The organism is Alteromonas sp. 76-1 (assembly GCF_900654235.1).
In the GTDB taxonomy this organism is placed as follows: domain Bacteria; phylum Pseudomonadota; class Gammaproteobacteria; order Enterobacterales; family Alteromonadaceae; genus Alteromonas; species Alteromonas naphthalenivorans.
The window spans coordinates 3987806-4010831 of sequence record NZ_LR136958.1 but is presented as its reverse complement, the minus strand read 5'-3'; the positions used below and the strand labels follow the sequence as shown (position 1 = coordinate 4010831).

Genomic DNA, 23026 nt, shown 5'->3' with positions numbered 1-23026 from the left:
GTCGTAAAATAACGATTACTAATATTCTACGTTACTGGGTTTGTAACACTAACTCTAGTGCTAATCGCCAAATAAACAAAACCCACATGAGCAAAGCGCATGTGGGTTTTTAAAATAGTCTAGAGCGTGTGGACTTTTACTGTATATCAAATGTCAGCAGTCCCTAAGCTGAAGCCAAAAATTTATACGGCTTGAAGCGATAGACTCTGTAACTGAAGCCACTTTTCTTTTTGTACGGCTAACGCATGCTTAAGCTCTTTATACTTATAGGTAAGCTCTAAGCCTTCTATGGTACGTTTGAGTGATTTTTGTTTTACTTTCATCAAACGCTTTTTCGCCGCGTAGTAATCAGACATACGTTGCATAAGTAGCTCATACTCTTGCTCAATGGTGTGCATGAGCTCTTCTGCATTCGGTAATACAGAGACTTGTTCGCTAGCACGTTGCAGTTGCATTGCCGCTCTCGCTTTTTCAATACGCTCTTCGGGCACACGACGCAGGTTATGGGTAAGTCCCACGTAAGAAAGCCCGCGGATTAACCATTTTGTTGGATCAAACTGATACCAACGAATACCGTTACGGTAGTCGTATTCAAAAATATGGTGATAGTTGTGATAACCCTCGCCGAAAGTGAAGAATGCTAGTACACCGTTATCTCTAGCCGTATTTGCATCAGTATACGGCTGGTTTCCCCAGAAATGTGCTAAGGAATTAATAAAGAAGGTTACATGATGCACAAGTACCAAGCGCAATACGCCAGCCACCAAAATCATGCCTAGGATGTCACCATTCAACCAACCCAAAAAGCCGGTAACGCCGAAGTTCGCGGCAAGAACGATAGGTAAGTAGTAATTGTGTTGCCACATAACCACTTTATCTTTCTGCAAGTCTTTACAGTTTCTGTAGTCGTCATATCGCTTTTCTTGATACTCGCGAAGCATCCAACCAATGTGTGCAAACCACAAACCGCGCTTTGCTGAATAAGGGTCTTTGTCGTTGTCGTCAACGTGACGGTGGTGAATTCTGTGATCTGAGCTCCAGTGCAAAATACTATTTTGCAGTGCCATTGCGCCGCCGATAGCAAGTATTACGCGCACGACAATATTCGCATCATAGGTTTTATGTGACCACAGACGATGGTAACCGGCAGTAATTGACATACCAGTGAAATAAAATAAGAAGATCGCAGTGCCTATTTCCGCCCAATCAATTCCATGATTGATAACCCATACAGGTACGCCAATAAAGGCGATGGCGCCGGTAATTATGAACACTAAGACATTCGTCAGGATAAGAGGTGGTTTTTTCATTTTCTACAACTCAGCTTACAACTGTGCGCTAATTTATCGTTTTATTGCTCATCAGGCAAGCAGAATGGACAGAAGTTCTGCTTACGTGTGTAAACTTTAATTATAGTAAGCTTCTAAAAATTGCCTACTACACTTTATGCTAAGGGAGTCTTATCGCTGTTTATAAAGGAAATTATTGAATTACTAACATCGGTAGGCGCTTCAAGTTGGGGATAGTGCCCGATATCTTGCAGTCTTACAGTAATTTGCTTCGTGGGGATTGCGTCATAACAATTGCTTCATATTGTTGAACTCTACCTAATACCAGTTAGTTTAATTGTCCCCTTCATTCATATTGTAAACTACCCACTGTTTGGCGATTGTCATGCATTGCTCTATCAATAGGGGCAACTTCATGCAGGTTAAGGTTTTGACGAATGGCATCTTCCATAACGAATAGCCTATCTTGTCCCCATACCTGAATATCTCTATATCTGAAAACGGGCACACCCCAGCTGCCTGTTTGGTAAATATCCGCTTGGTTTGCAGTGACCTCTTCTTTCCAGTCAGTATTGGCTAAGTGTCGCTTTGCCTCCTGCCAAGATAGCCCTGCGTCCTCTACTATTTTTTTCAATCCGCTGTCTGTATCGGCTCTAACACCGTGTGCATTTACCAACGTCGCAAACGAGAGTAAATAATCTAGGTATTTATTGTTCGCTCTAGCATAGGCTAGCAACGCATAGCATCGCTCTACACCTTCACCTAACGGATCAGCCAGAAACCCATAATCAATTTCTAATTTCTGCGCTTCGCGTTTTGTGTCTAAAAAAATATAAATGGCTTTTTTAGGGGGAACATATAACCCACGCATCATCATCGGCAATACAGGTTTTACTACAAGGGGAATACCGTAATGCCTGGTTAGTTTTACGGCCTGTAGCAACGCAATATAAGAGTAGGGGCTACGGGCAGACCAAAACAGGGTTAAAGGTTCGGCGCACTTTTTTGTATCTATCGAAAAATTGAGAGGCTGTAATAGCGAAGCATAGGTTTTATTAAATTCAATTTGAGGGTTGGGTTGTATGCCATAGCCTTCATCGATAAGTCGACGTTCAAGGTGATCAAGCCTATCTACACCCCAATACCATTCCCCATCATAATGAATCGTGGCCGAAAGATAGTGACCTTTCGAGGAAAGCTGATGTAGGTGTGCTTCAAAGCGTTTTTCTAATGCCGCCTCATCAATACTAGACAAGGCATTAATATGAATACCTTTCCAATAGGCTAGTAGCAATTCAGCAATGCCTGTCCATGAAGCGCCTTCATCTATTTTTTGCTGAACGGCACAGGACGCAGTAAAAACTGAGCGAGCTTGGTGGGTAATCTCAGCAGCAGAGCACGGAAAATGAAGATGGTAGACGTTGGCTAAATGCATCGCATCATTAATTGAATGCTTATTCCACATAGCTAATTCAGGAAACATTACTGGATCTGAATTGATAATGACGCGAGCTGTAATGGCTACGCGATACTTTTTTTCGAGTGTCGGTAATGCTTGAACAAGTAGGAATGAGTAGGGGTCATCTACTTTTATGAAAATTTCTAATTTAGGTACACCACGCTTAAAAAAGCGTGCACAAGTATAATAGCGGCGTTTAATACTTAGTAGCGTGTTACTCGAAATGAACCGTAGCACGTAGTGCTGAATACTTTTTTTCATTATTGGGTCAGCTATTTTTGTTCATGTAGGCCGATAGTCCTATAACCCCATAGCCCATCATTCCCACAGGAAATAATGAGATAAAATAATTCTGGCTAGGCACTCTGATAAAGTCCCAGTAATACCTGACAAACGAATAACGGCTACATGGTTAACAACTTGTTAAGAGTTGAATGTACAGTAACAACAGTTAATATAAAACGCTATGGAGATAATATTGAGTAAGTGTTAATAGCGTTTATGCCTAGAGCCGAATTAATTTAAGCTTCTCCCCATAGGCACTCATGCGATAGACTAGTGAAGACTAACAAACTGGTACTATTGTGACTCGTCAGGAACAAAAGCTTAAAACCCGCCAAAATATCATTCATGCGGCATTCCTATTACTGGATGAAAATCGCAGTTTGTCTGCTATTAGTTTACGTGAAGTTGCTCGAGAAGCAGGCATTGCGCCAACGTCCTTCTACCGACACTTTAAAGACATGGATGAATTAGGGCTCACGTTGGTGGATGAAGCTGGGTTAGCCCTTCGCCAATTAATGCGTCAGGCTCGCCGTAGAATTGCTTCAGGTGGCGGCGTAATTCACACGTCAGTTGAAACCTTCATGGAGTTCATTTCTGCTAACAAAAATGTCTTTCGATTATTGTTGCGGGAACATACAGGCACGTCAGCTGCATACCGAATGGCGGTTTTTCGTGAAATTCAGCATTTTATTGAAGAGCTAACCGATTACATCATCGAGCAACAAGGCGTGGAGTACAATATTGCGCAGCTCCAAGCTGATGCTATGGTTAGATTGGTATTTAGTGCTGGAGCAGAAGCGTTAGAAGCTGATACTAAGTTGAAGGTGGAAATTGGCGAAAGAGTTAAAGCCCAATTACGTTTCGTGCAATTGGGCGCAATGTCGAAGCTTGCATCACAAACATCGGCCGACGCATCTTAAGCGTTAAAATCTACAGTTGCTGCAAATCCATTTGTAAAATGCAGAGGGTTACTTTTTAGTTAGTAACACACCCGCTTCTATATGATGGGTGAATGGAAATTGATCGAACAGTGCCGCATTTGCTATTTCGTGAGTTTCACAAAGTAGGCTTAAGTTTTCAGCTAAGGTTTCAGGGTTACAAGAGATATAGATAATATTATCGTACCCTTGAATCATTTTTAATGAATCTACGTCTAACCCTGCTCGGGGTGGGTCAACCAATACAGTGGTAAAATTGTATTCAGTTAAGTTGATACCTTCTAGACGAGAGAAGGTTCGTTCCCCGTTCATTGCTTCGGTAAACTCTTCAGCCGACAATCTCACAATTTTCACGTTATCTAAGTGGTTTGCCGCAATGTTGTATTGCGCCGCTTGTACCGATGGCTTTGCTATTTCAGTCCCTATCACATTGTCAAAATGAACTGCCAATGGCATTGAGAAGTTTCCTGCACCACAATACATTTCTAGTAAATCCCCGGTTAGGGGAGCAGAGCATTCAAGAGACCATTCAATCATGCTGCAATTTACTTCTGCATTAGGTTGGGTAAAGCTATTCTCAATATGTTTGAATTCAAACTCTCGGCCGTTAATAGGTAGGCGTTCTATAATAAAGTCGCTCCCTACAATACGCTTTTGCTTTCTAGCTCGCCCAATAATACTCACAGCCGTAAATTGGGTAGCTAAAAAGGTGCGAAGTAGTTCAGCTTGTGCTTCCCATTCGTCATCTAGTGGCTTGTGATACAGCAAGCTAATAACCAATTCACCGGATAATCCAGTTAGATAATCAATTTGAAACAATTTTTTGCGCAGCAGCTCGTTTGGCTTTAAATAGTCAATTAATTGCTGCATTGCCTTGTTAATGGTTTCACTAGCCGGTGGAAATGTATCTACGCGGTACTTCTCTTTAGAACCTTGATCGAACATGATGTGATAAAGATCGTCACCGTCGTGCCATACACGAAACTCCGCTCGCATACGGTAGTTTTCAGGTTTTGACGGATACACCGACAGACTCGGTGCGTTAAACGGCGTAAGAAGAGTACCTAACCGATCCACTTTCTCATCGAGTTGAGCTTGATAGTCTTTTGCAGTGGTGGTTGTCATGTGGTTCTCCGAACATCATTTAAATAAGGCTGCGAATTGTAGTGCCTTATATTATATGTGCAACGGATAAAACTCACAGAACCAAAAATTTCGTATTAAAATTAAACAATACGTGATTGTTGCCGATAACTTGATTGAGGATAGTGAGGATCAAATTATGAACGTGAGTCAAATTAAGGCTTTCATGGGCGACCAGAAAGTGGATGAAAAGGCATCGGTTCACCCGAATGAAGCTATAAAGAAGCAGCTTCAACAGGAAGGCTTACAGCAAGCAGCCGAGTTTACCAAACAGCATTCAGCAACGGTCACCGTGAATAGCACGCAGACCAGTATCGGCTTAAAGGTCTTCAGTGGTAGCTTAAGTCAAAATGTGGTTGTTGATGGCAAGCGCCCAAATGAAAGCAAGCAGTCTGAAGACGGCGAAGAAAACAAAAGCTTATTCGATTTCGAAAAAGTCGCCCGTAATGTACTTGGGTTCGTGACCGGAGTCATTCAAGGTGCCGCTGATGGTGGTGCGGATGACGATACCCTAAAAGGGTTATTTGGTCAGGCCCGTGAAGGCGTAAGTCGTGGCTTCGCTATGGCTGAAAAGGATCTCGAAGGTTTTATGAATGATGAGATTGAAGAAGGTGTTACTCGTAGCCGTGAAATGATAGACGGCGGCATTAACGATTTAGAACAGAATATCTTCAATCCTAATCCAGCAAGTGTGAGCGAGCTTAACGCGGTATCTGCATCTGATGCTAAATCAGGAAGCTTGCTTATTCGAACCAAAGATGGGGATGAAGTAAACCTTAGCTTTGAAAGTATCAGACAGTTTAGTGCTGCTAGTCAGGCTTCGCTATATATACCCGCGAATGACGATGCTGAAACGTCTAGTTCGAATACAGATTCAGTTGTGGCGCAGCAGTCATCTCAATATGAATACTTTGAACGAAGTGGCATCAGCTTTTCGTTAAAGGGTGAAATAGACGAAGATGAAATGACAGCTATTGCAAATCTTGTGGGTGAAGCACAAGACTTAGCGGATACCTTCTATAGCGGGGATATGGATAAGGCGTTCGAACAAGCGTTGAATTTAGGTTTCGATGATAAAGAGTTAGTTGGGTATGCGTTGCAGTTAAACCGCACTACACAAACCGAAATGGTAAAGGCTTATGAGAACGTAAAGCACTATAGTGAAGAGGGTGAGGCTGAAAACCAATACGGTAATGTAGTCAGTCCAATAGCACAGTATCTCGAAAAGATGATGTCTACATTCGAAAATGCTGAGAATACCCTAGGATCTGGAGATGACTACAATACATTGCTTGCAGGTATTATTAGTGAAATGAAAGATGTACAAATACCTGATTTAGTATCAGCTATAAATCGTTTCCATACGTTTAACCAAAACTTATTAAACGCGATGCCACAGCAAGCGGCTTCAGAATAGAGTAAAAAAAACCTGGGTCATGCCCAGGTTTTTTTAATTTATGCTTGTTCTACTTTGTCTTTAGCTGGCCTAACTTTTAATGTTCGCTCTTGGAACACTGAGTCGTTAGTCTTGGCTATTACTGGGTCAAGGTCGCTAGTTATCACTTCAATAAAGCCATAACCTTTTCGCTTGCCAGTTTTTCTATCCTTCATGAGTCGGACAGATTGTACTTCGACAAAACTACCAAAATACTCTTTAACCGCAGATTCGTTTGCACGATACGGTAGATTACCCACATAGAGTGTTTCAGTGGTTGTGCTGCTGGTGGAGGGCGCAGCTGTTTCAGAGGGTGAATTGTTAAGGAGTGAAGCTAGCCACGGCGTTAATATACCGCTTATTAATAGAGACGCTGAAACCGTTAACGGAACGTGCGCTTCTATACTAGCTGATGAAAACAACAGATATCCTGCGATTGCAAAGATAGCACTAATAACAGTGCATTGAATAAAGCCTACTTTCATATACCTACCTTTCTAGTGTTTATTATCATAATAATGAAGGCTGGTTACAGTTTACTCATTTGTAACAATTAGAACAATAAAATGTGAAAGAACTATCCTAAAGTCCAATGGAATACACCTAAATGATGTAAAAATAAGCGTTTGAGAGTGGAAATGTTATTAAATGCAAATAAGTGCCAAATAACGGTTGATCTTTTACGCCACCTATCTATAATGCGCTCCACGTTTTGAGGGGGCTTCAGGCACTCACAAGACGTAGTGCACAACCTTGAATTAAGACTGATTAAAAAGTTAAAAACTGGGTTGACATCGTAACTTAACGATGTAGAATGCGCGCCTCGCTTCAAGGAGTTGGTAACAACACTGGAAAAGCAGTTTTCATTAACTCTTTGGAGTTAACAACGGTTCGAAAAGAAATTTATGAAAAACGTTGACACTGAAAACGAAACGCGTAGAATGCGCATCCGCTTCGAAGAGAAGCACTCATCGAAAAGGCAATGGCCGTTCGGGTGAGGTGAGGAAGTCTAAGCAACTATATGTAATGTTAGTCCTCCTTGCGCAAAAACAGAATGCTTCGCATTATGATTTTTGCACGATAGTTCTTTAACAATTTATAACAAGACAATCTGTGTGGGCACTCATTAAGAGTGTCACACAACGACGATTCATATTCGATATATTTAATTGAAGAGTTTGATCATGGCTCAGATTGAACGCTGGCGGCAGGCCTAACACATGCAAGTCGAACGGAAACATGTCTAGCTTGCTAGATGATGTCGAGTGGCGGACGGGTGAGTAATGCTTGGGAACTTGCCTTTGCGAGGGGGATAACAGTTGGAAACGACTGCTAATACCGCATAATGTCTTCGGACCAAACGGGGCTTAGGCTCCGGCGCAAAGAGAGGCCCAAGTGAGATTAGCTAGTTGGTGAGGTAAAGGCTCACCAAGGCAACGATCTCTAGCTGTTCTGAGAGGAAGATCAGCCACACTGGGACTGAGACACGGCCCAGACTCCTACGGGAGGCAGCAGTGGGGAATATTGCACAATGGGGGAAACCCTGATGCAGCCATGCCGCGTGTGTGAAGAAGGCCTTCGGGTTGTAAAGCACTTTCAGTTGTGAGGAAAAGTTAGTAGTTAATACCTGCTAGCCGTGACGTTAACAACAGAAGAAGCACCGGCTAACTCCGTGCCAGCAGCCGCGGTAATACGGAGGGTGCGAGCGTTAATCGGAATTACTGGGCGTAAAGCGCACGCAGGCGGTTTGTTAAGCTAGATGTGAAAGCCCCGGGCTCAACCTGGGACGGTCATTTAGAACTGGCAGACTAGAGTCTTGGAGAGGGGAGTGGAATTCCAGGTGTAGCGGTGAAATGCGTAGATATCTGGAGGAACATCAGTGGCGAAGGCGACTCCCTGGCCAAAGACTGACGCTCATGTGCGAAAGTGTGGGTAGCGAACAGGATTAGATACCCTGGTAGTCCACACCGTAAACGCTGTCTACTAGCTGTTTGTGGCTTTAAGTCGTGAGTAGCGAAGCTAACGCGATAAGTAGACCGCCTGGGGAGTACGGCCGCAAGGTTAAAACTCAAATGAATTGACGGGGGCCCGCACAAGCGGTGGAGCATGTGGTTTAATTCGATGCAACGCGAAGAACCTTACCTACACTTGACATGTTGAGAAGTTACCAGAGATGGTTTCGTGCCTTCGGGAACTCAAACACAGGTGCTGCATGGCTGTCGTCAGCTCGTGTCGTGAGATGTTGGGTTAAGTCCCGCAACGAGCGCAACCCTTGTCCTTAGTTGCCAGCATTTAGTTGGGCACTCTAAGGAGACTGCCGGTGACAAACCGGAGGAAGGTGGGGACGACGTCAAGTCATCATGGCCCTTACGTGTAGGGCTACACACGTGCTACAATGGCATATACAGAGGGATGCGAGACAGTGATGTGGAGCGGACCCCTTAAAGTATGTCGTAGTCCGGATTGGAGTCTGCAACTCGACTCCATGAAGTCGGAATCGCTAGTAATCGCAGGTCAGAATACTGCGGTGAATACGTTCCCGGGCCTTGTACACACCGCCCGTCACACCATGGGAGTGGGATGCAAAAGAAGTAGTTAGTTTAACCTTCGGGAGAACGATTACCACTTTGTGTTTCATGACTGGGGTGAAGTCGTAACAAGGTAACCCTAGGGGAACCTGGGGTTGGATCACCTCCTTACCAAAATGTCGATGGTGACATTGTTAGTGTAGTGCCTACACAGATTGTTTTGTTATTAAATGAAGAACGACACGAAGTTTTTTGTAGTTATACAGAAAATGGGGCTATAGCTCAGCTGGGAGAGCGCCTGCCTTGCACGCAGGAGGTCAGCAGTTCGATCCTGCTTAGCTCCACCACTACAGGCTTGTAGCTCAGCTGGTTAGAGCGCACCCCTGATAAGGGTGAGGTCGGCAGTTCAAGTCTGCCCAAGCCTACCATTTCTACTTGGTTTTGTTATTTTCAATCGCTGCGATACTCATGTGCTAGCGCACACTGCGTTTCTCGCGTTGAAACTACCTGTACCAAGCGAACTGGATGCCATTTTCTTTATCACTTGCTTTGCAAGTGGTCGTGAAAAATCCGCTTAACCGGAAGCGGAGCTTCCTGACGGTTTTTCTACTCGCTAAAGTTAGCGGTAGTTATAAACTAATATAGAAAGCTTGTTTTTGTGTCATGTTGGACCATAAATCCTAATGAATATTTACTCGATTGAGTAAGCATTGATTAGGGTTTTTTACTCTAAGGAAGAAAGTAATGCTTTTAGCATGAAATCTCCAACGTTCTTTAACAATTTGGAAAGCTGATATTTAATTAGTAAATCAATCAAAATTTGAGTAATTGAGAAGTCGAAAGACGTACTTACTACTCTACTTGACTTGAATTGCTTGTTATCAATCTTTATTTGATAGCAAGGCAATTTCACGATTAGCTTGTCATGCATACAACTGAGTTAGATCTCATCCAGTCCTGATATCAAAAGGCGGGAGAGTCTTTCTTTCTTGTTCATTGTATCAATAACACTTCGGTGTTCATTAGTGCAATGGCCGAGACATTGGGTTTTAGCTGAGCCACGCAACGAGCGAACGAAGGCGCATACTTCCAGTATGTAACTGAGTGAGCGAGGAAGCTTGGTGAAAGATAAAAACCAATGAAGAAGGCCATTTGGGGTTGTATGGTTAAGTGACTAAGCGTATACGGTGGATGCCTTGGCAGTTAGAGGCGATGAAGGACGTGTAAGTCTGCGAAAAGCTGTGGTGAGCCGACAAAATGCATTTGAGCCACAGATGTCCGAATGGGGAAACCCACCTATTTATAGGTATCGTTACATGAATATATAGTGTAACGAGGCGAACGAGGGGAACTGAAACATCTAAGTACCCTTAGGAAAAGAAATCAACCGAGATTCCCCTAGTAGCGGCGAGCGAACGGGGATTAGCCCTTAAGCAATTATGAACGTAGTGGAAGCCTCTGGGAAGTGGCGCGATACAAGGTGATAGCCCTGTACACGAAGTGTTTGTTTTTGTGAAATCGAGTAGGTCGGGACACGTGTTATCTTGACTGAATATGGGGGGACCATCCTCCAAGGCTAAATACTCCTAACTGACCGATAGTGAACCAGTACCGTGAGGGAAAGGCGAAAAGAACCCCTGTGAGGGGAGTGAAATAGAACCTGAAACCGTATACGTACAAGCAGTGGGAGCAGACTTGTTCTGTGACTGCGTACCTTTTGTATAATGGGTCAGCGACTTATATTTAGTAGCAAGGTTAAGCGAATAGCGGAGCCGTAGCGAAAGCGAGTGTTAACTGCGCGTTTAGTTGCTAGGTATAGACCCGAAACCCGGTGATCTAGCCATGGGCAGGTTGAAGGTTGAGTAACATCAACTGGAGGACCGAACCCACTAACGTTGAAAAGTTAGGGGATGACTTGTGGCTGGGGGTGAAAGGCCAATCAAACCGGGAGATAGCTGGTTCTCCCCGAAATCTATTTAGGTAGAGCCTCGGACGAATTCCATTGGGGGTAGAGCACTGTTAAGGCTAGGGGGTCATCCCGACTTACCAACCCTTTGCAAACTCCGAATACCAATGAGAACTATCCGGGAGACACACGGCGGGTGCTAACGTCCGTCGTGAAGAGGGAAACAACCCAGACCGCCAGCTAAGGTCCCAAAATATTGCTAAGTGGGAAACGATGTGGGAAGGCATAGACAGCTAGGAGGTTGGCTTAGAAGCAGCCACCCTTTAAAGAAAGCGTAATAGCTCACTAGTCGAGTCGGCCTGCGCGGAAGATGTAACGGGGCTAAGCAATATACCGAAGCTGCGGATACGTGTTTACACGTATGGTAGGGGAGCGTTGTGTAAGTGGATGAAGGTGGATTGAGAAGTCTGCTGGACATATCACAAGTGCGAATGCTGACATGAGTAACGATAATGGGAGTGAAAAACTCCCACGCCGGAAGACCAAGGTTTCCTGTCCCATGCTAATCAGGGCAGGGTAAGTCGGCCCCTAAGGCGAGGCAGAAATGCGTAGTCGATGGGAAACGGATTAATATTTCCGTACTTATATAATCAGTGATGGAGGGACGGAGAAGGCTAAGCAAGCTTGGCGTTGGTTGTCCAAGTGAAAGCAAGTAGGCCGAGTGTTTAGGTAAATCCGGACGCTTAAAGCTGAGATGCGAGACGAGCTACTACGGTAGTGAAGTTGTTGATGCCCTGCTTCCAGGAAAAGCTTCTAAACTTATGATTATATGAACCGTACCCCAAACCGACACAGGTGGTCAGGTAGAGAATACTAAGGCGCTTGAGAGAACTCGGGTGAAGGAACTCGGCAAAATTGTACCGTAACTTCGGGAGAAGGTACGCCCTTGTTTGTGATAGGACTTGCTCCTTGAGCAGATGAGGGCCGCAGTGACCAGGTGGCTGGGACTGTTTATTAAAAACACAGCACTCTGCTAACTCGCAAGAGGACGTATAGGGTGTGACACCTGCCCGGTGCCGGAAGGTTAATTGATGGGGTTATCTTCGGAGAAGCTCTTGATCGAAGCCCCGGTAAACGGCGGCCGTAACTATAACGGTCCTAAGGTAGCGAAATTCCTTGTCGGGTAAGTTCCGACCTGCACGAATGGTGTAACCATGGCCACGCTGTCTCCACCCGAGACTCAGTGAAATTGAAATCGCAGTGAAGATGCTGTGTACCCGCACCTAGACGGAAAGACCCCGTGAACCTTTACTACAGCTTGGCACTGAACATTGAACCTACATGTGTAGGATAGGTGGGAGGCTTCGAAGCACAGTCGCTAGATTGTGTGGAGCCGTCCTTGAAATACCACCCTTGTATGTTTGATGTTCTAACATTGGTCCCTTATCGGGATTATGGACAGTGTCTGGTGGGTAGTTTGACTGGGGCGGTCTCCTCCCAAATAGTAACGGAGGAGCACGAAGGTTAGCTAATCACGGTCGGACATCGTGAGGTTAGTGCAATGGCATAAGCTAGCTTAACTGCGAGACAGACACGTCGAGCAGGTACGAAAGTAGGTCATAGTGATCCGGTGGTTCTGTATGGAAGGGCCATCGCTCAACGGATAAAAGGTACTCCGGGGATAACAGGCTGATACCGCCCAAGAGTTCATATCGACGGCGGTGTTTGGCACCTCGATGTCGGCTCATCACATCCTGGGGCTGAAGTCGGTCCCAAGGGTATGGCTGTTCGCCATTTAAAGTGGTACGCGAGCTGGGTTTAGAACGTCGTGAGACAGTTCGGTCCCTATCTGGTGTGGGCGTTGGATGATTGATGGGAGCTGCTCCTAGTACGAGAGGACCGGAGTGGACGAACCGCTGGTGTTCGGGTTGTCATGCCAATGGCATTGCCCGGTAGCTACGTTCGGAACGGATAACCGCTGAAAGCATCTAAGCGGGAAGCCGGCCCAAAGATGAGTCATCCCTGACTTTTAAAGTCCGGAAGGGTTGTTATAGACGATGACGTTGATAGGCAGGATGTGGAAGCGTTGTAAGGCGTTAAGCTAACCTGTACTAATTGCCCGAGAGGCTTAACCATACAACGCCCAAGAGGCTTTATAATCTTGAGTGTTGTAAGATAAAGCTAATAGCAACTAGAGTAGTAGTACTCAGTGCTCAAAAGATTGATTACGTGAATATCAGAATTCCTAAATTGTTAAGTTTTAAGCAACGATGATTAAATAGACTCGTGAGAGTAATGTTGGTCCTCCTTGCGCAGAAGTCATGATAAAGAGCATCATGATTCTGCACTAAAGTTTTTCCTGGCAGCCATAGCGATACGGTACCACCTGATCCCATTCCGAACTCAGAAGTGAAACGTATTAGCGGCGATGGTAGTGTGGGGTTTCCCCATGTGAGAGTAGCACACTGCCAGGTCCCATTCGAAGAAGCCCTTGTCGAAAGACAAGGGCTTTTTTATGTCTAATAGAAAATAATATTAGCAGTTACGCCGTAGTAAAAAACTGAGCGTACTGCAGGTCCTCCTTGCGCGCTCATTCCAAAAAAGAAGCATGATAAAAAGCATCATGATTCTGCACCCCGTGGTATATGAGCCACCGAACTCAGAAGTGAAACGTATTAGCGCATGCCGAGACTCGGCGACCAGTAACTGGCGTAGGGGTAGTGTGGGGTTCCGGTGACCGGCCCAGCCCAGTGTGGGTCCAACCCATGTGAGAGTAGTACGGGGTGGCCCTCCACACTGCCAGGTCCCATTCGAAGAAATTGCTTCACAACGAAGCCTAGCCTAACGGATAGCCCTTTTTTTATGCGTGAAAGAAAGTGAACGGGCAATAAAAAACCCCGCGAGAGCAGGGTTTTTGTTATCTCATACACTAATGTACAAAATAGATAATTAACCTATCGAGTAACAGCTACTGCGTTAAATGCTGGCGAAATTCCATCTTGGTTAGTAACTGGTTGTCGTCTTTATCCATTTCACTAAAATCGCCATCAATACCAGCCTTTTCAACTTCCATCATGGAAAGCTTACCGTCATCATTACGATCTGCTTTATTAAATTTTGCAGTAACTTCTGCCTTCATTTCGCTGGACATCTCTTTACCCTTCATCTGTTCGCTTTTCATCATGGTTGAGCCGCTACTAGAGATCATAGGCTCATTCATGGATTGGGATGTCGATGTCGACATTCTACGAGTTAGCACTGCATCGGTAGTGCCATTTGATTTAACCCGCGTCACTATCTCTTCAGAAAACATGCTAGGGTTATTTTTTACATATTTATCAAACTCTGACTGGGACACTTTTTCATTACCGTCTGTGTCCATCTTCTTAAAAAATTTACTAGAGTTTGCTTCTTTTAATTCTGTTTTAGTGATGTGTCCATTTCCATCATGATCCAATGTAGAAAAATCAGCGCTAACCTTAGATTTGTGACCACCTTGGATATCTCCAGCGATTGCGGTCGTTGACATTACTGCGCCTATAACAAGTGATAGTGTAAGCTTTTTCATCACGTTCTCCTTTTTTAGTGATAACACTTTGCTCGGTTAGAGCAAGGAATAAAATACTCACTTAAACTTATTCATTGTTTATGCCACTGAAGTAAGTGACTGATTTTTATTTACTAATTAGATGAATCCAAAATTTAAGTGTTTTTCAATCTTGTTAACTTGCAACAAGGGTTTGAAAAATATTCAGGCAAATTACATCTGAAGTGACATTCATGATGTGAATACTCCAACATCATCACCTTAGTTAGAAAACAAGGATAATTGTTCGTCGGTTAATTCAGAAAAAGAAAGATTGATGAGGGGAAGTATACTGTCTGCAATAGGCATTATTTGCTTTTCAATATAATGGTCGTAATCAAGCGGTGCCATTTGATGTTCAGTAGTTTGTGGGCCTTGTACTGTCATGACATAGCGTATGGTTGTGTTGTGTTGGTAACGTAATCGTTGACCTGTTTTACGATTAATATCATCTGCAAGGCGCGCGGCTTTTACATGAGGAGGCAAAGATTTGATGTAGTCGTTTAATGGCTTTCGCAGTCGCTTAGCGTATACGAGTCTGACGTCTTCTTTCCCTTGGCGAATATTATCAACAGTTTGTTTAATAAAATCAGATACAGGGGCTTTTTCGAAAACCCTTCGATACAACTCATACTGAAAGTATTTAGCTAATTCAGTCCAGTCTGAACGTACGTTTTCTAACCCTTTAAAAACCAGCTCTTTTTTATCACCAGTTTGCTTTAAACCTGCATACCGTTTCTTGCTGCCTAACGCAGACCCTCTAATTGTGGGCATAAAAAAAGTTTCAAAGTGGGTTTCAAATTCAATGTCCAAATGGCAGTCTATATCATAATCTTCACGAAGCTTGCTTTGCCACTTTCGATTGATGGTGTTTGCTAGCGACTGTCCCGTTTCATTAGGCGTGCCTAACGATGTGTTGTTATTTACATGTACAAAAGTAGAGTCTGTATCACCATAGATAACTGAGAACCCTGCTTCTTCTATCCACTTTGCAGTAGTTTGCATTATTTCATGCCCACGCAAAGTAATAGAGCTTGCTAATCTTGGGTCGTAAAAAGGGCATCCGCCACTGCCTAATACGCCATAAAATGAATTCATTAAAATCTTTATTGCTTGCGAGCGGGGAGCATCGTTTTGCTTTTTGGCCTCGTCCCTTTGGCGCCAAAGATTGTCAATAATATCGGGCAAAAAATGATTGTCACGACTAAACATCGCCCCCTTGAAGCCCTCAATGGCGCTCTCTGGGTCTTTAAGGCCCTCAGCAAGTCCCATTGGGTCAATCTTAAACGTGCGAATAATTGACGGGTATAGGCTCTTAAAGTCGAGCACAAGTACATCAGAGTACAGGCCTGGCTGTGAATTCATCACGTAGCCACCAGGGCTAGCTAACCCGCCGTGTTCGGGGCGTACGCCACTTACATAACGTTGTCGGTGTAACTTTGGTAAATATACATTCAGAAATGCCGCTACCGACCCACCGGGTCTTCCTAAATCGAGCCCGGTTAAGGTGCCTCTCAAGATAAGAAATTCTATAAACCGAGTTTTTGTAGCAATCTCATTTACCAATACACAGTCTTTGTGGTTATAACTGGCAAGCGAAGAGGGGTCTTCGTAATACAAGGCCTTTATTGCCCCAAGCTTATCGTCACTCTGTATGAGCTTTTTATCACCGAGTAACTGCTGTGCAACATTGTCTAAAGAGAAAGAATCAAATTGATAGGTCATCGTCTTTAGCGCTTCAATCCCATCTACAATACTGCGGCCAGGTATATCCACAATAGTTTGACCATCCCAATCTCTTACGAAGGCTTCTCGTTTGCCTCTGCCTAATGTAAATTTCACGCCCTGCTTTTTGGCTCGTCTAGCAAGCACGGCCATATCGAATTGTTTGACATTCCAGCCTAAGATAACGTCTGGATCAATTTCACATATACGCGTTACAAACGCAGTGAGCAGCGCTGATTCAGTAGAAAACTGGCTAAGTGTAAATGTGTCTGGAACATCTAACGTCTTGGGATGTGTGGAGGCAGAAACTAACATCACTTCATTAACGTCGTTGGACGCTAGCGCTATACTGAATAGATTTTCATTTTCATCGCACTCAATATCTATACTAATCGAGTAAAGGCTTGGCGTGTAGATTGCGGGTCTAATTCGCGCCTCAGGTATTAATGTCGCGGTTTCGTCAGCCGCAACAAACTCCAATGAACCGTAAATAAACCGCTCCATCAGATACCTATCAGCAAGTCGTATATCAGCTTCATACAAAGTGATATGCAAGCCTTTAGCAAGCTGCCTTAATTGATGCATGTGGGAATCAGACGTGGTTTTAAGGGTGTCTACTTCTACTTGCTCTAAGGTAAAGAAGCTGTCAGAGGAAACTTCAATCTCAATACCTTCCCGCTTGGCTTTTTCTATTATGCTTTTTGTGTTTTCAGTGGCAACAAAACATGAGGGTTTCTGCAAAGCGCTTTGAAGACACACAGGACCATCGTCGGTAGACACCCACACTTCAACGCAAGCGCCTTTATGCTTACTGCGCGCTTGTTTAGCAATAGTGTGTTTACTGAGAATGTAACCTTTTCTAATCACGACAAGTTAATTTTCGTTGGTGAGATAATGAAGGACTCATAGTACAGGGCAATCGATTTTCTTTACTCGAGATGAGAGAGGTAAATGGTTCATTAATGCTCGCTACCTCTTAATAACTCTCGGTATAGCAGTGCTATTACTTAACGCTATAGTTGATTATCAAACAGATACGTTTGTTTTTGCCTACCTATCGTTATAGAAGTAAGTATACCAGCGAAAAGGTGAAGATGTATGCATTACCCAGCAATTGAGCAACCGTCTCCAGGTCAATGGACAGAGATAGCGAAAGGCGTACTTTGGCTTCGTATGCCACTGCCTTTCGAACTTGACCACATTAATCTTTATCTCGTTGAAGATGATGATGGCTGGGTAGTTATTGATACTGGGCTTGGTACAAATACAACTAAGGCATTGTGGAGTGAAATTTTTGCCGCATTGGATAAACCCATTTCAGCGGTTTTAGTTACTCATTTGCATCCTGATCATGTTGGTTTAGCCGGTTGGATAGCCGACCAATTCAAAGTGCCACTCTACATGTCGCAGGTTGAGTATTTTACTGCGCGCGCGTTCACTGGGGGGAAAAGCGACACCTCTGCATGGCGGGATGAGCAATACTATCACCGTGCAGGTTTACAATCCGATGACGTGATGTCGCTCATGTCAGGAAATAAAGGTTACAGCAATGTTGTATCGCCAATTCCAATCAGTTATCGACGATTAAAGCAAAGTGATGTGCTTACGTTAAAAGGTAATTCATGGGAAGTGATGATAGGAAGGGGGCATTCACCAGAGCACGTATGTTTATATTCTAAAGAGCTTGGAATACTGCTGGCGGGCGATCATATTTTACCGCAGATCACGCCCAATATAGGGGTATATTCAACGGAGCCTGAGGGTAATACGCTACAAGATTATTTGTCTACGCTACTGCCTTTCACTGACTTACCGGAAAAAACCTTGGTCTTACCCGCACACAGACAACCTTTTATTGGGGTAAAAGATCGAGTGAATGAGCTTATTGAACATCACCATCGCCATTTAAATGCACTTGTAGAGGCTTGTAATAAACCTCAGACCGTTGTCGAGTTATTACCTGTTTTATTTAAACGGGAACTAAGTGGTAGAAATATCGTATTTGCCGTTGCCGAGTGTGTGTCCCACTTAAACTACCTCTTGTCTCATGGAAAAATAACGCGCCATTTATCTGATGAAGGGCTTTATCTGTATGGGGCGCAACAATAGACGTTACTGAGGGGCTGTAGTTGAGTCGGCTTCTGAGGTGATAGGTAGCGCTATTGTAACCACTGTACCTTTGCCCACTTTGCTATTGATTGAAATTTTTCCTTTGTGTTTTTCTACAATGGTATAGGCGGTGGACAACCCTAACCCTTGGCCTTGACCTTCAGGGCGGGTAGTAAAAAAAGGTTCGAAGACTCTTTTCATATTTTTTTGTTCAATACCTTCACCGCTGTCGAGCACCTTAATGGTGACGTTCTCGTTATTTTTTAACAAAGATAACTTAACGTAGCCTTTGTCTGGAATAGCTTGGGCGGCATTGAGTAAAATGTTCATCAGGGCTTGTTTTATCATCCCCGGGTTTGCCGTTATTTCTATTTTTTCGTCAGGTGATTCCACCTTATAATGATGAGAAGCATATTGGGTAGATACCAGCTTGATGGTTTGTGAGGCAACGTCGTTTAAATCTACAATCTGACTGCCTTGTGTGCTATCGAGGGAAAATTGCTTTAGGTTATCCACAATATCTTTAACTCGATTTAAGCCCGCTTTTGATTCTTCAAGCAACTCTTCAATATCATCTTTTATCAAATCATAGTGTTGTGCTTCGAAAAGGCTTTTGATTTGTTCTTTTAGTTCATCGTTGAAATCGGCAACGTGATTTTCTACTCCATCACAGATAGATATTAAGTTATTGGCATATTGTGACAAAGTGTCTAAGTTTGCGTTGATAAAGCCAATAGGGTTATTTATTTCATGCGCAATGCCCGCCGCTAACTGACCCGTTGATGCCATCTTTTCCGCTTGTATTAGTTGAGATTGGGCGGTATCAAGTTTACGAATTAGTTTGCGTTGAGCCTCGTGCTCTTCTTTTAGTGCGGCAGATAGCTTTTGTTGGGTACGAAAATAGCTGGCTTGCGCGGTAACATCTTGTAAAAAAATGCACGCATATTTTTTCCCAGTACTTTTGTCCTTTACCGGCAATATCTCCATGTTTTGATACATCTGTGTTTCTTCGCCAGTAATCGGCCTACTGCTTTTAAACGGAAATATATGAGGGCGCTGCTCCCAGTAGCTGAAACTTGGATGCTGGAGAACAAAAACCGATTTTAGTCTCCGCTTTAGAAACTTGCCTTGGTCGCTAAAAATTTCGGTAACCGGGGTGTCCTTGTACGAGGCACGATTCTCGTGAGGAAGACGATCTCTAAAAAAATCGTTTAAATAAACAACCAGAAAGTTTTCATCAACGATGCCAATTCCAACCGGAAGTTTTTCAACCAGTTGCTCAAACATTATTCTAGAAGTTCATCTAAAGTATCTTTCATTCTTGTCAGTGAATCGTCATCTAAGCAGAAAACAACGCGCATAGAAAAGGATGAAACGGCTACGGTGAATTGTACTTCCATGACCAAGCTATGTTGCCACTTGAGCTCATCGAAGTTTTCTTTGTTAGGGGTAAACAACGTTGGCATATTTAAATTGGTGGTCAGTTCTAATTGGCTTGATAAGCCTGCCAAACATGCGCCTGCGAGAATATTAGACAGCTCAAGTATAATTTCTTCTACATCTTCTTTACTGAGCGGTTCACTGTACTCCATCAGTTTTGCCATCTCGCTCAGTCCAGAACGAGAAAGTACCGACATCACTTCACCTTGAATATCACCTAAAAAAGACTGGCGGGTATGAAAGGTATTGTCAGAACCAAACAGCAAGGTGTATAGCTGCGTGGGGGTCACTGAAGTTATTTTAGGGATTGAAATATCAATTTTGGTTTCAATGAGTTGCGCGAGTGAATTTGCTGCTTGGCCCATTGAAATATTAAGCAATTCTTGCAGCGCATCGCGTTGTTCCTCTTCTAATGGTATTACAGCGCTCATAAATACCCCAACTCAAACATAGTCATTGCCAGTTCTTCTTTATCTAACGGTTTTCTAATAAATCGTTTCGCCCCTAAGGACAGTACGATGCGCTGTTTTTCAGGCTGAAAATCTGCACTGATTACAATAACGTTAGGAAAGCATTGTTCACGCTTAGATAAGTATTCCAACACATCCACGCCATCTACGTCTGGCATGGTTAAATCAAGCAACACAAGGTCGAAGGTGTTTTCCGCTAACAAGTCTATGGCTTCTTGGCCATTAGTTGCTTCTGAAATATCGTAGTCTAACTCCGGCGGTAACGACTTTTTTACGCTACGGCGTGACAATTTAGAGTCGTCAGTAACTAAAACAGATAGTGCCATCAACAGCCTCCTTTAACGTCTGTTAATACAGTGTGTGCAATTTCTTAGCGCCTGAAAGAAGCTTAGTAGACATACTGAGATTCTAAAACCTAGGTTGGTGTATTTGCGCAAGATACTTTAAGAGTATATGACAAAGAGGGCATTTATGAGCATTATACTTTACGTGTAAATACTAGTTGATAAGGAGGGGAATAAGAGAGGCGTACAGCCTAACGTGGCTGCACGCATAATATTACGATGTTTTAACTCAGTTAAGTGTTTTGTTTTTTAGTCATCGTTTCAAGTGCTTGTGGAATGGCATCAACATACCGCTGCACATCTGCGATTTTACCCATACTTACTCTCGACCAATTAGTATAGGTACGATAAATACCGCGGATGTGAATATCTTTCTCCGCCATCGCGGCTCTAAATAATTCAGCATCTCCTTTACCAAGGTCCACAAAAATAAAGTTAGTACTAGAAGGAAGTGCGGTTAGGCCATTGGCCTTGAGGCCATCCATCACTAAGCCTTTTGCTTCTATAACTTTATCTTTAACAAACGTTAGAAAAGCTTCATCATTGTAAGACGCAATTGCTGCGGCTAAACCTGCTTGGTTTAACGTGTAGCCACCCATGCCGTAGCGATTTATCCACTCAGTATTTTCTTCAGAGGCAATCATGTAACCAACACGCATGCCCGCTAACCCGTAAATTTTAGAAAAGGTTCGTGCAACAATAATATTGTGTCCGGCTTTTACTAACGGAATCATTGAGTTTGCGGGCGGATCGTCGGTGAGTTCATTATACGCTTCATCAACAAGTACTAACGTCTTTTTAGAAGCCTTGATACAAAACTCTCGAAGCTTGGCAGGGTCTAGAAGGCGTCCGGTTGGGTTGTTAGGGTTGGTGATATGCACCATACCAACGCTGTCATCAATGGCTGCATACATGGCATCCAAATCGATTGCCAAATCTTTCGTGTTAGGTACCCGAACAATCTCAGGAGCACCTTGTTTCTCTGGTGCTTTTGAGGTGGTATCCCAGAAAAGATCGGGGCCTAATATTTTTCCTTTTTTGCTTGCCGCAAGGGCTGCATAAGAAAGGATTGGGCTAGAGCCTGCACTTAACGAAATATTTTTAGGTGTAATTCCGTGGCGTTCCGCAATCATGTCTAGCAACGTCATTGCAGCGGGGTAGGCATAGTATGCGCCGCCCTCTGCAGAAGCAGTAGCAATCGCTTTCAATGCTGCTTTACTTGGCCCAAATGGGTTTTCATTAGCATTTAGTTTGGCGATACCTGGCTTAGGGCCATAGAGTACTTTGGACATAGCGGGTGTTGCAGCTTGAAGCCCCGCAGACGCAATCAAGCCTGAGGCACCAATGGCAGTAGCGGCAGCACTACCACCCAAAAATAGGCGTCTTGAAACATTATGTGACATTGTTAATTCCTTATCTCAAACATCGTAAGTGTTTATAGGGCCTTGTAAAACATAGCGCTAGAAACAATTACTAAGTAAATACCAAACATTCGTTTTAATTTTTTCTCGCTGAAGTTATGCGCCATTTTTGCTCCCATTGGGGCAGTGATAATGGCACCAATGCTAATGGCAACTAATGCGGGAATGTTGATATAGCCTATAGTTCCTACGGGCAAAATGGCGGTTTCAGGATGTTTCATAAACAGAAAGCCGATAGCGCCTGGAAGACCTATTAGGAAACCAACGCCAGCAGCAGTGGCTACTGCTTGCTGGATTGTGCGTTGACAGATAACCATAGTAATTACCATGGGCGTGCCTCCGCCAATCCCCAGAAGGGCCGAAAAGCCCCCTAGTACAAAAGCGAGTACTGATTTAGCAACACCTTCAGGCATAGACAATGCCACACCAGGGCGAATGACAAATTCTGGGAACAAGAAGTAAATAGAATAAAGTAAAACACCTGCCGCAAAAACGACCGTTAGACCATCGCTACTTGTGCTACTGGCAATATAAATACCGCCTATTACGCCCAATACTATCCAGATGCTCCATGATTTTAGAATATCAAAATCTACAGCGCCTTTTTTATGGTGAGCCATAACTGAGCGGGTACTCGATACCACAATAGAAGCTAAAGAAGTGCCTATTGCAACTTTCACTAGCTCTTGGGATGGGGGTGTAAAAAATGGAAATACGGCTAATAGAGCGGGAACAACAACAAACCCACCGCCATTACCAAAAAGACCAGCAGTAATGCCAGCAATAGCACCTGTAATACAAAGAGTAACAACGAACCAGAGAAGCTCTATTTCCATGAAACTACATCTCCAGCAAATACTTCTAATAACATGAATAGACCTTTAAATTTTACTTATAAAACGAGGGGTGAAAACATAAACACCGGCATTTGCCGGTGTTTAGTATTAG

The 23026-nt window shown here is 43.7% G+C and carries 14 protein-coding genes, 2 tRNA genes and 3 rRNA genes; 8 read left to right on the top strand and 11 right to left on the bottom strand.

Annotated elements, in window-relative coordinates; all coding sequences use genetic code 11:
• Positions 1–182: 182 nt before the first annotated feature.
• Positions 183–1310 (bottom strand): acyl-CoA desaturase, encoded by a 1128-nt coding sequence (locus ALT761_RS16975; protein WP_129740093.1) that lies wholly within the window; start codon positions 1308–1310, stop codon positions 183–185.
• Positions 1311–1635: 325 nt separating this feature from the next.
• Positions 1636–3009 (bottom strand): DsbA family protein, encoded by a 1374-nt coding sequence (locus ALT761_RS16970; protein ID WP_129740092.1) that lies wholly within the window; start codon positions 3007–3009, stop codon positions 1636–1638.
• Positions 3010–3332: 323 nt separating this feature from the next.
• Here ALT761_RS16970 and fabR point away from each other — a divergent pair, with 323 nt between their 5' ends.
• Positions 3333–3953, top strand: a complete 621-nt coding sequence (gene fabR / locus ALT761_RS16965) for an HTH-type transcriptional repressor FabR (RefSeq protein ID WP_129740091.1) — start codon at positions 3333–3335, stop codon at positions 3951–3953.
• A gap of 48 nt (positions 3954–4001) precedes the next feature.
• On the opposite strand, the gene trmA is transcribed toward fabR, so the two are convergent.
• A complete protein-coding gene (gene trmA / locus ALT761_RS16960) occupies positions 4002–5096 on the bottom strand; it encodes a tRNA (uridine(54)-C5)-methyltransferase TrmA (protein WP_129740090.1) in 1095 nt (364 codons plus the stop codon).
• Between the two features lie 157 nt (positions 5097–5253).
• Here trmA and ALT761_RS16955 point away from each other — a divergent pair, with 157 nt between their 5' ends.
• Complete coding sequence (locus ALT761_RS16955) at positions 5254–6531, top strand: DUF5610 domain-containing protein (protein ID WP_129740089.1); 1278 nt, start codon at positions 5254–5256, stop codon at positions 6529–6531.
• Between the two features lie 38 nt (positions 6532–6569).
• Here the strand turns inward: ALT761_RS16955 and ALT761_RS16950 are convergent, their stop codons facing one another.
• On the bottom strand, positions 6570–7034 hold the full coding sequence (locus ALT761_RS16950) for an RNA recognition motif domain-containing protein (protein ID WP_057789431.1): 465 nt from the start codon (positions 7032–7034) through the stop codon (positions 6570–6572).
• Positions 7035–7715: 681 nt separating this feature from the next.
• Between ALT761_RS16950 and ALT761_RS16945 the strand changes: the two genes are divergently transcribed.
• The 5 genes from ALT761_RS16945 (at position 7716) to rrf (ending at position 13457) form a co-directional block, all read left to right on the top strand.
• A 16S ribosomal RNA gene (locus tag ALT761_RS16945) occupies positions 7716–9248 on the top strand.
• Positions 9249–9348: 100 nt separating this feature from the next.
• Positions 9349–9424, top strand: a tRNA-Ala gene (locus ALT761_RS16940).
• Between the two features lie 4 nt (positions 9425–9428).
• Positions 9429–9505, top strand: a tRNA-Ile gene (locus ALT761_RS16935).
• A 736-nt stretch (positions 9506–10241) separates the two neighbouring features.
• Positions 10242–13119: ribosomal RNA gene (locus tag ALT761_RS16930) — 23S ribosomal RNA — on the top strand.
• 222 nt (positions 13120–13341) lie between these two features.
• Positions 13342–13457, top strand: a 5S ribosomal RNA gene (gene rrf / locus ALT761_RS16925).
• The 16S, 23S and 5S rRNA genes sit together here with 2 tRNA genes alongside, the layout of an rRNA operon.
• Before the next feature lie 494 nt (positions 13458–13951).
• Here rrf and ALT761_RS16920 read toward each other — a convergent pair.
• Together ALT761_RS16920 and ALT761_RS16915 are read right to left on the bottom strand one after the other, a co-directional pair.
• Entirely contained in the window at positions 13952–14551 is a 600-nt protein-coding gene (locus ALT761_RS16920; RefSeq protein ID WP_129740088.1) for an EF-hand domain-containing protein, read from the bottom strand.
• Between the two features lie 240 nt (positions 14552–14791).
• Entirely contained in the window at positions 14792–17161 is a 2370-nt protein-coding gene (locus ALT761_RS16915) for a DNA polymerase II (RefSeq protein ID WP_129740087.1), read from the bottom strand.
• 231 nt (positions 17162–17392) lie between these two features.
• Between ALT761_RS16915 and ALT761_RS16910 the strand changes: the two genes are divergently transcribed.
• Entirely contained in the window at positions 17393–18403 is a 1011-nt protein-coding gene (locus ALT761_RS16910; protein WP_129740086.1) for an MBL fold metallo-hydrolase, read from the top strand.
• Positions 18404–18406: 3 nt separating this feature from the next.
• On the opposite strand, the gene ALT761_RS16905 is transcribed toward ALT761_RS16910, so the two are convergent.
• From ALT761_RS16905 to ALT761_RS16885, 5 genes are all read right to left on the bottom strand, one after another.
• Positions 18407–19690: a sensor histidine kinase gene (locus tag ALT761_RS16905; protein ID WP_129740085.1), complete on the bottom strand. Its 1284-nt coding sequence runs from the start codon at positions 19688–19690 to the stop codon at positions 18407–18409.
• On the bottom strand, positions 19690–20274 hold the full coding sequence (locus tag ALT761_RS16900) for a chemotaxis protein CheX (protein WP_129740084.1): 585 nt from the start codon (positions 20272–20274) through the stop codon (positions 19690–19692). The genes ALT761_RS16905 and ALT761_RS16900 overlap by 1 nt, the downstream gene beginning before the upstream one ends.
• Positions 20271–20639 (bottom strand): response regulator, encoded by a 369-nt coding sequence (locus ALT761_RS16895; RefSeq protein ID WP_126872624.1) that lies wholly within the window; start codon positions 20637–20639, stop codon positions 20271–20273. Before ALT761_RS16895 ends, ALT761_RS16900 begins: the two co-directional genes overlap by 4 nt.
• Positions 20640–20890: 251 nt before the next feature.
• Positions 20891–22060: a pyridoxal phosphate-dependent aminotransferase gene (locus tag ALT761_RS16890; RefSeq protein WP_129740083.1), complete on the bottom strand. Its 1170-nt coding sequence runs from the start codon at positions 22058–22060 to the stop codon at positions 20891–20893.
• A gap of 32 nt (positions 22061–22092) precedes the next feature.
• Positions 22093–22914, bottom strand: coding sequence for a sulfite exporter TauE/SafE family protein (locus ALT761_RS16885; RefSeq protein WP_013782671.1), 822 nt, complete (start codon positions 22912–22914; stop codon positions 22093–22095).
• Positions 22915–23026: the final 112 nt, after the last annotated feature.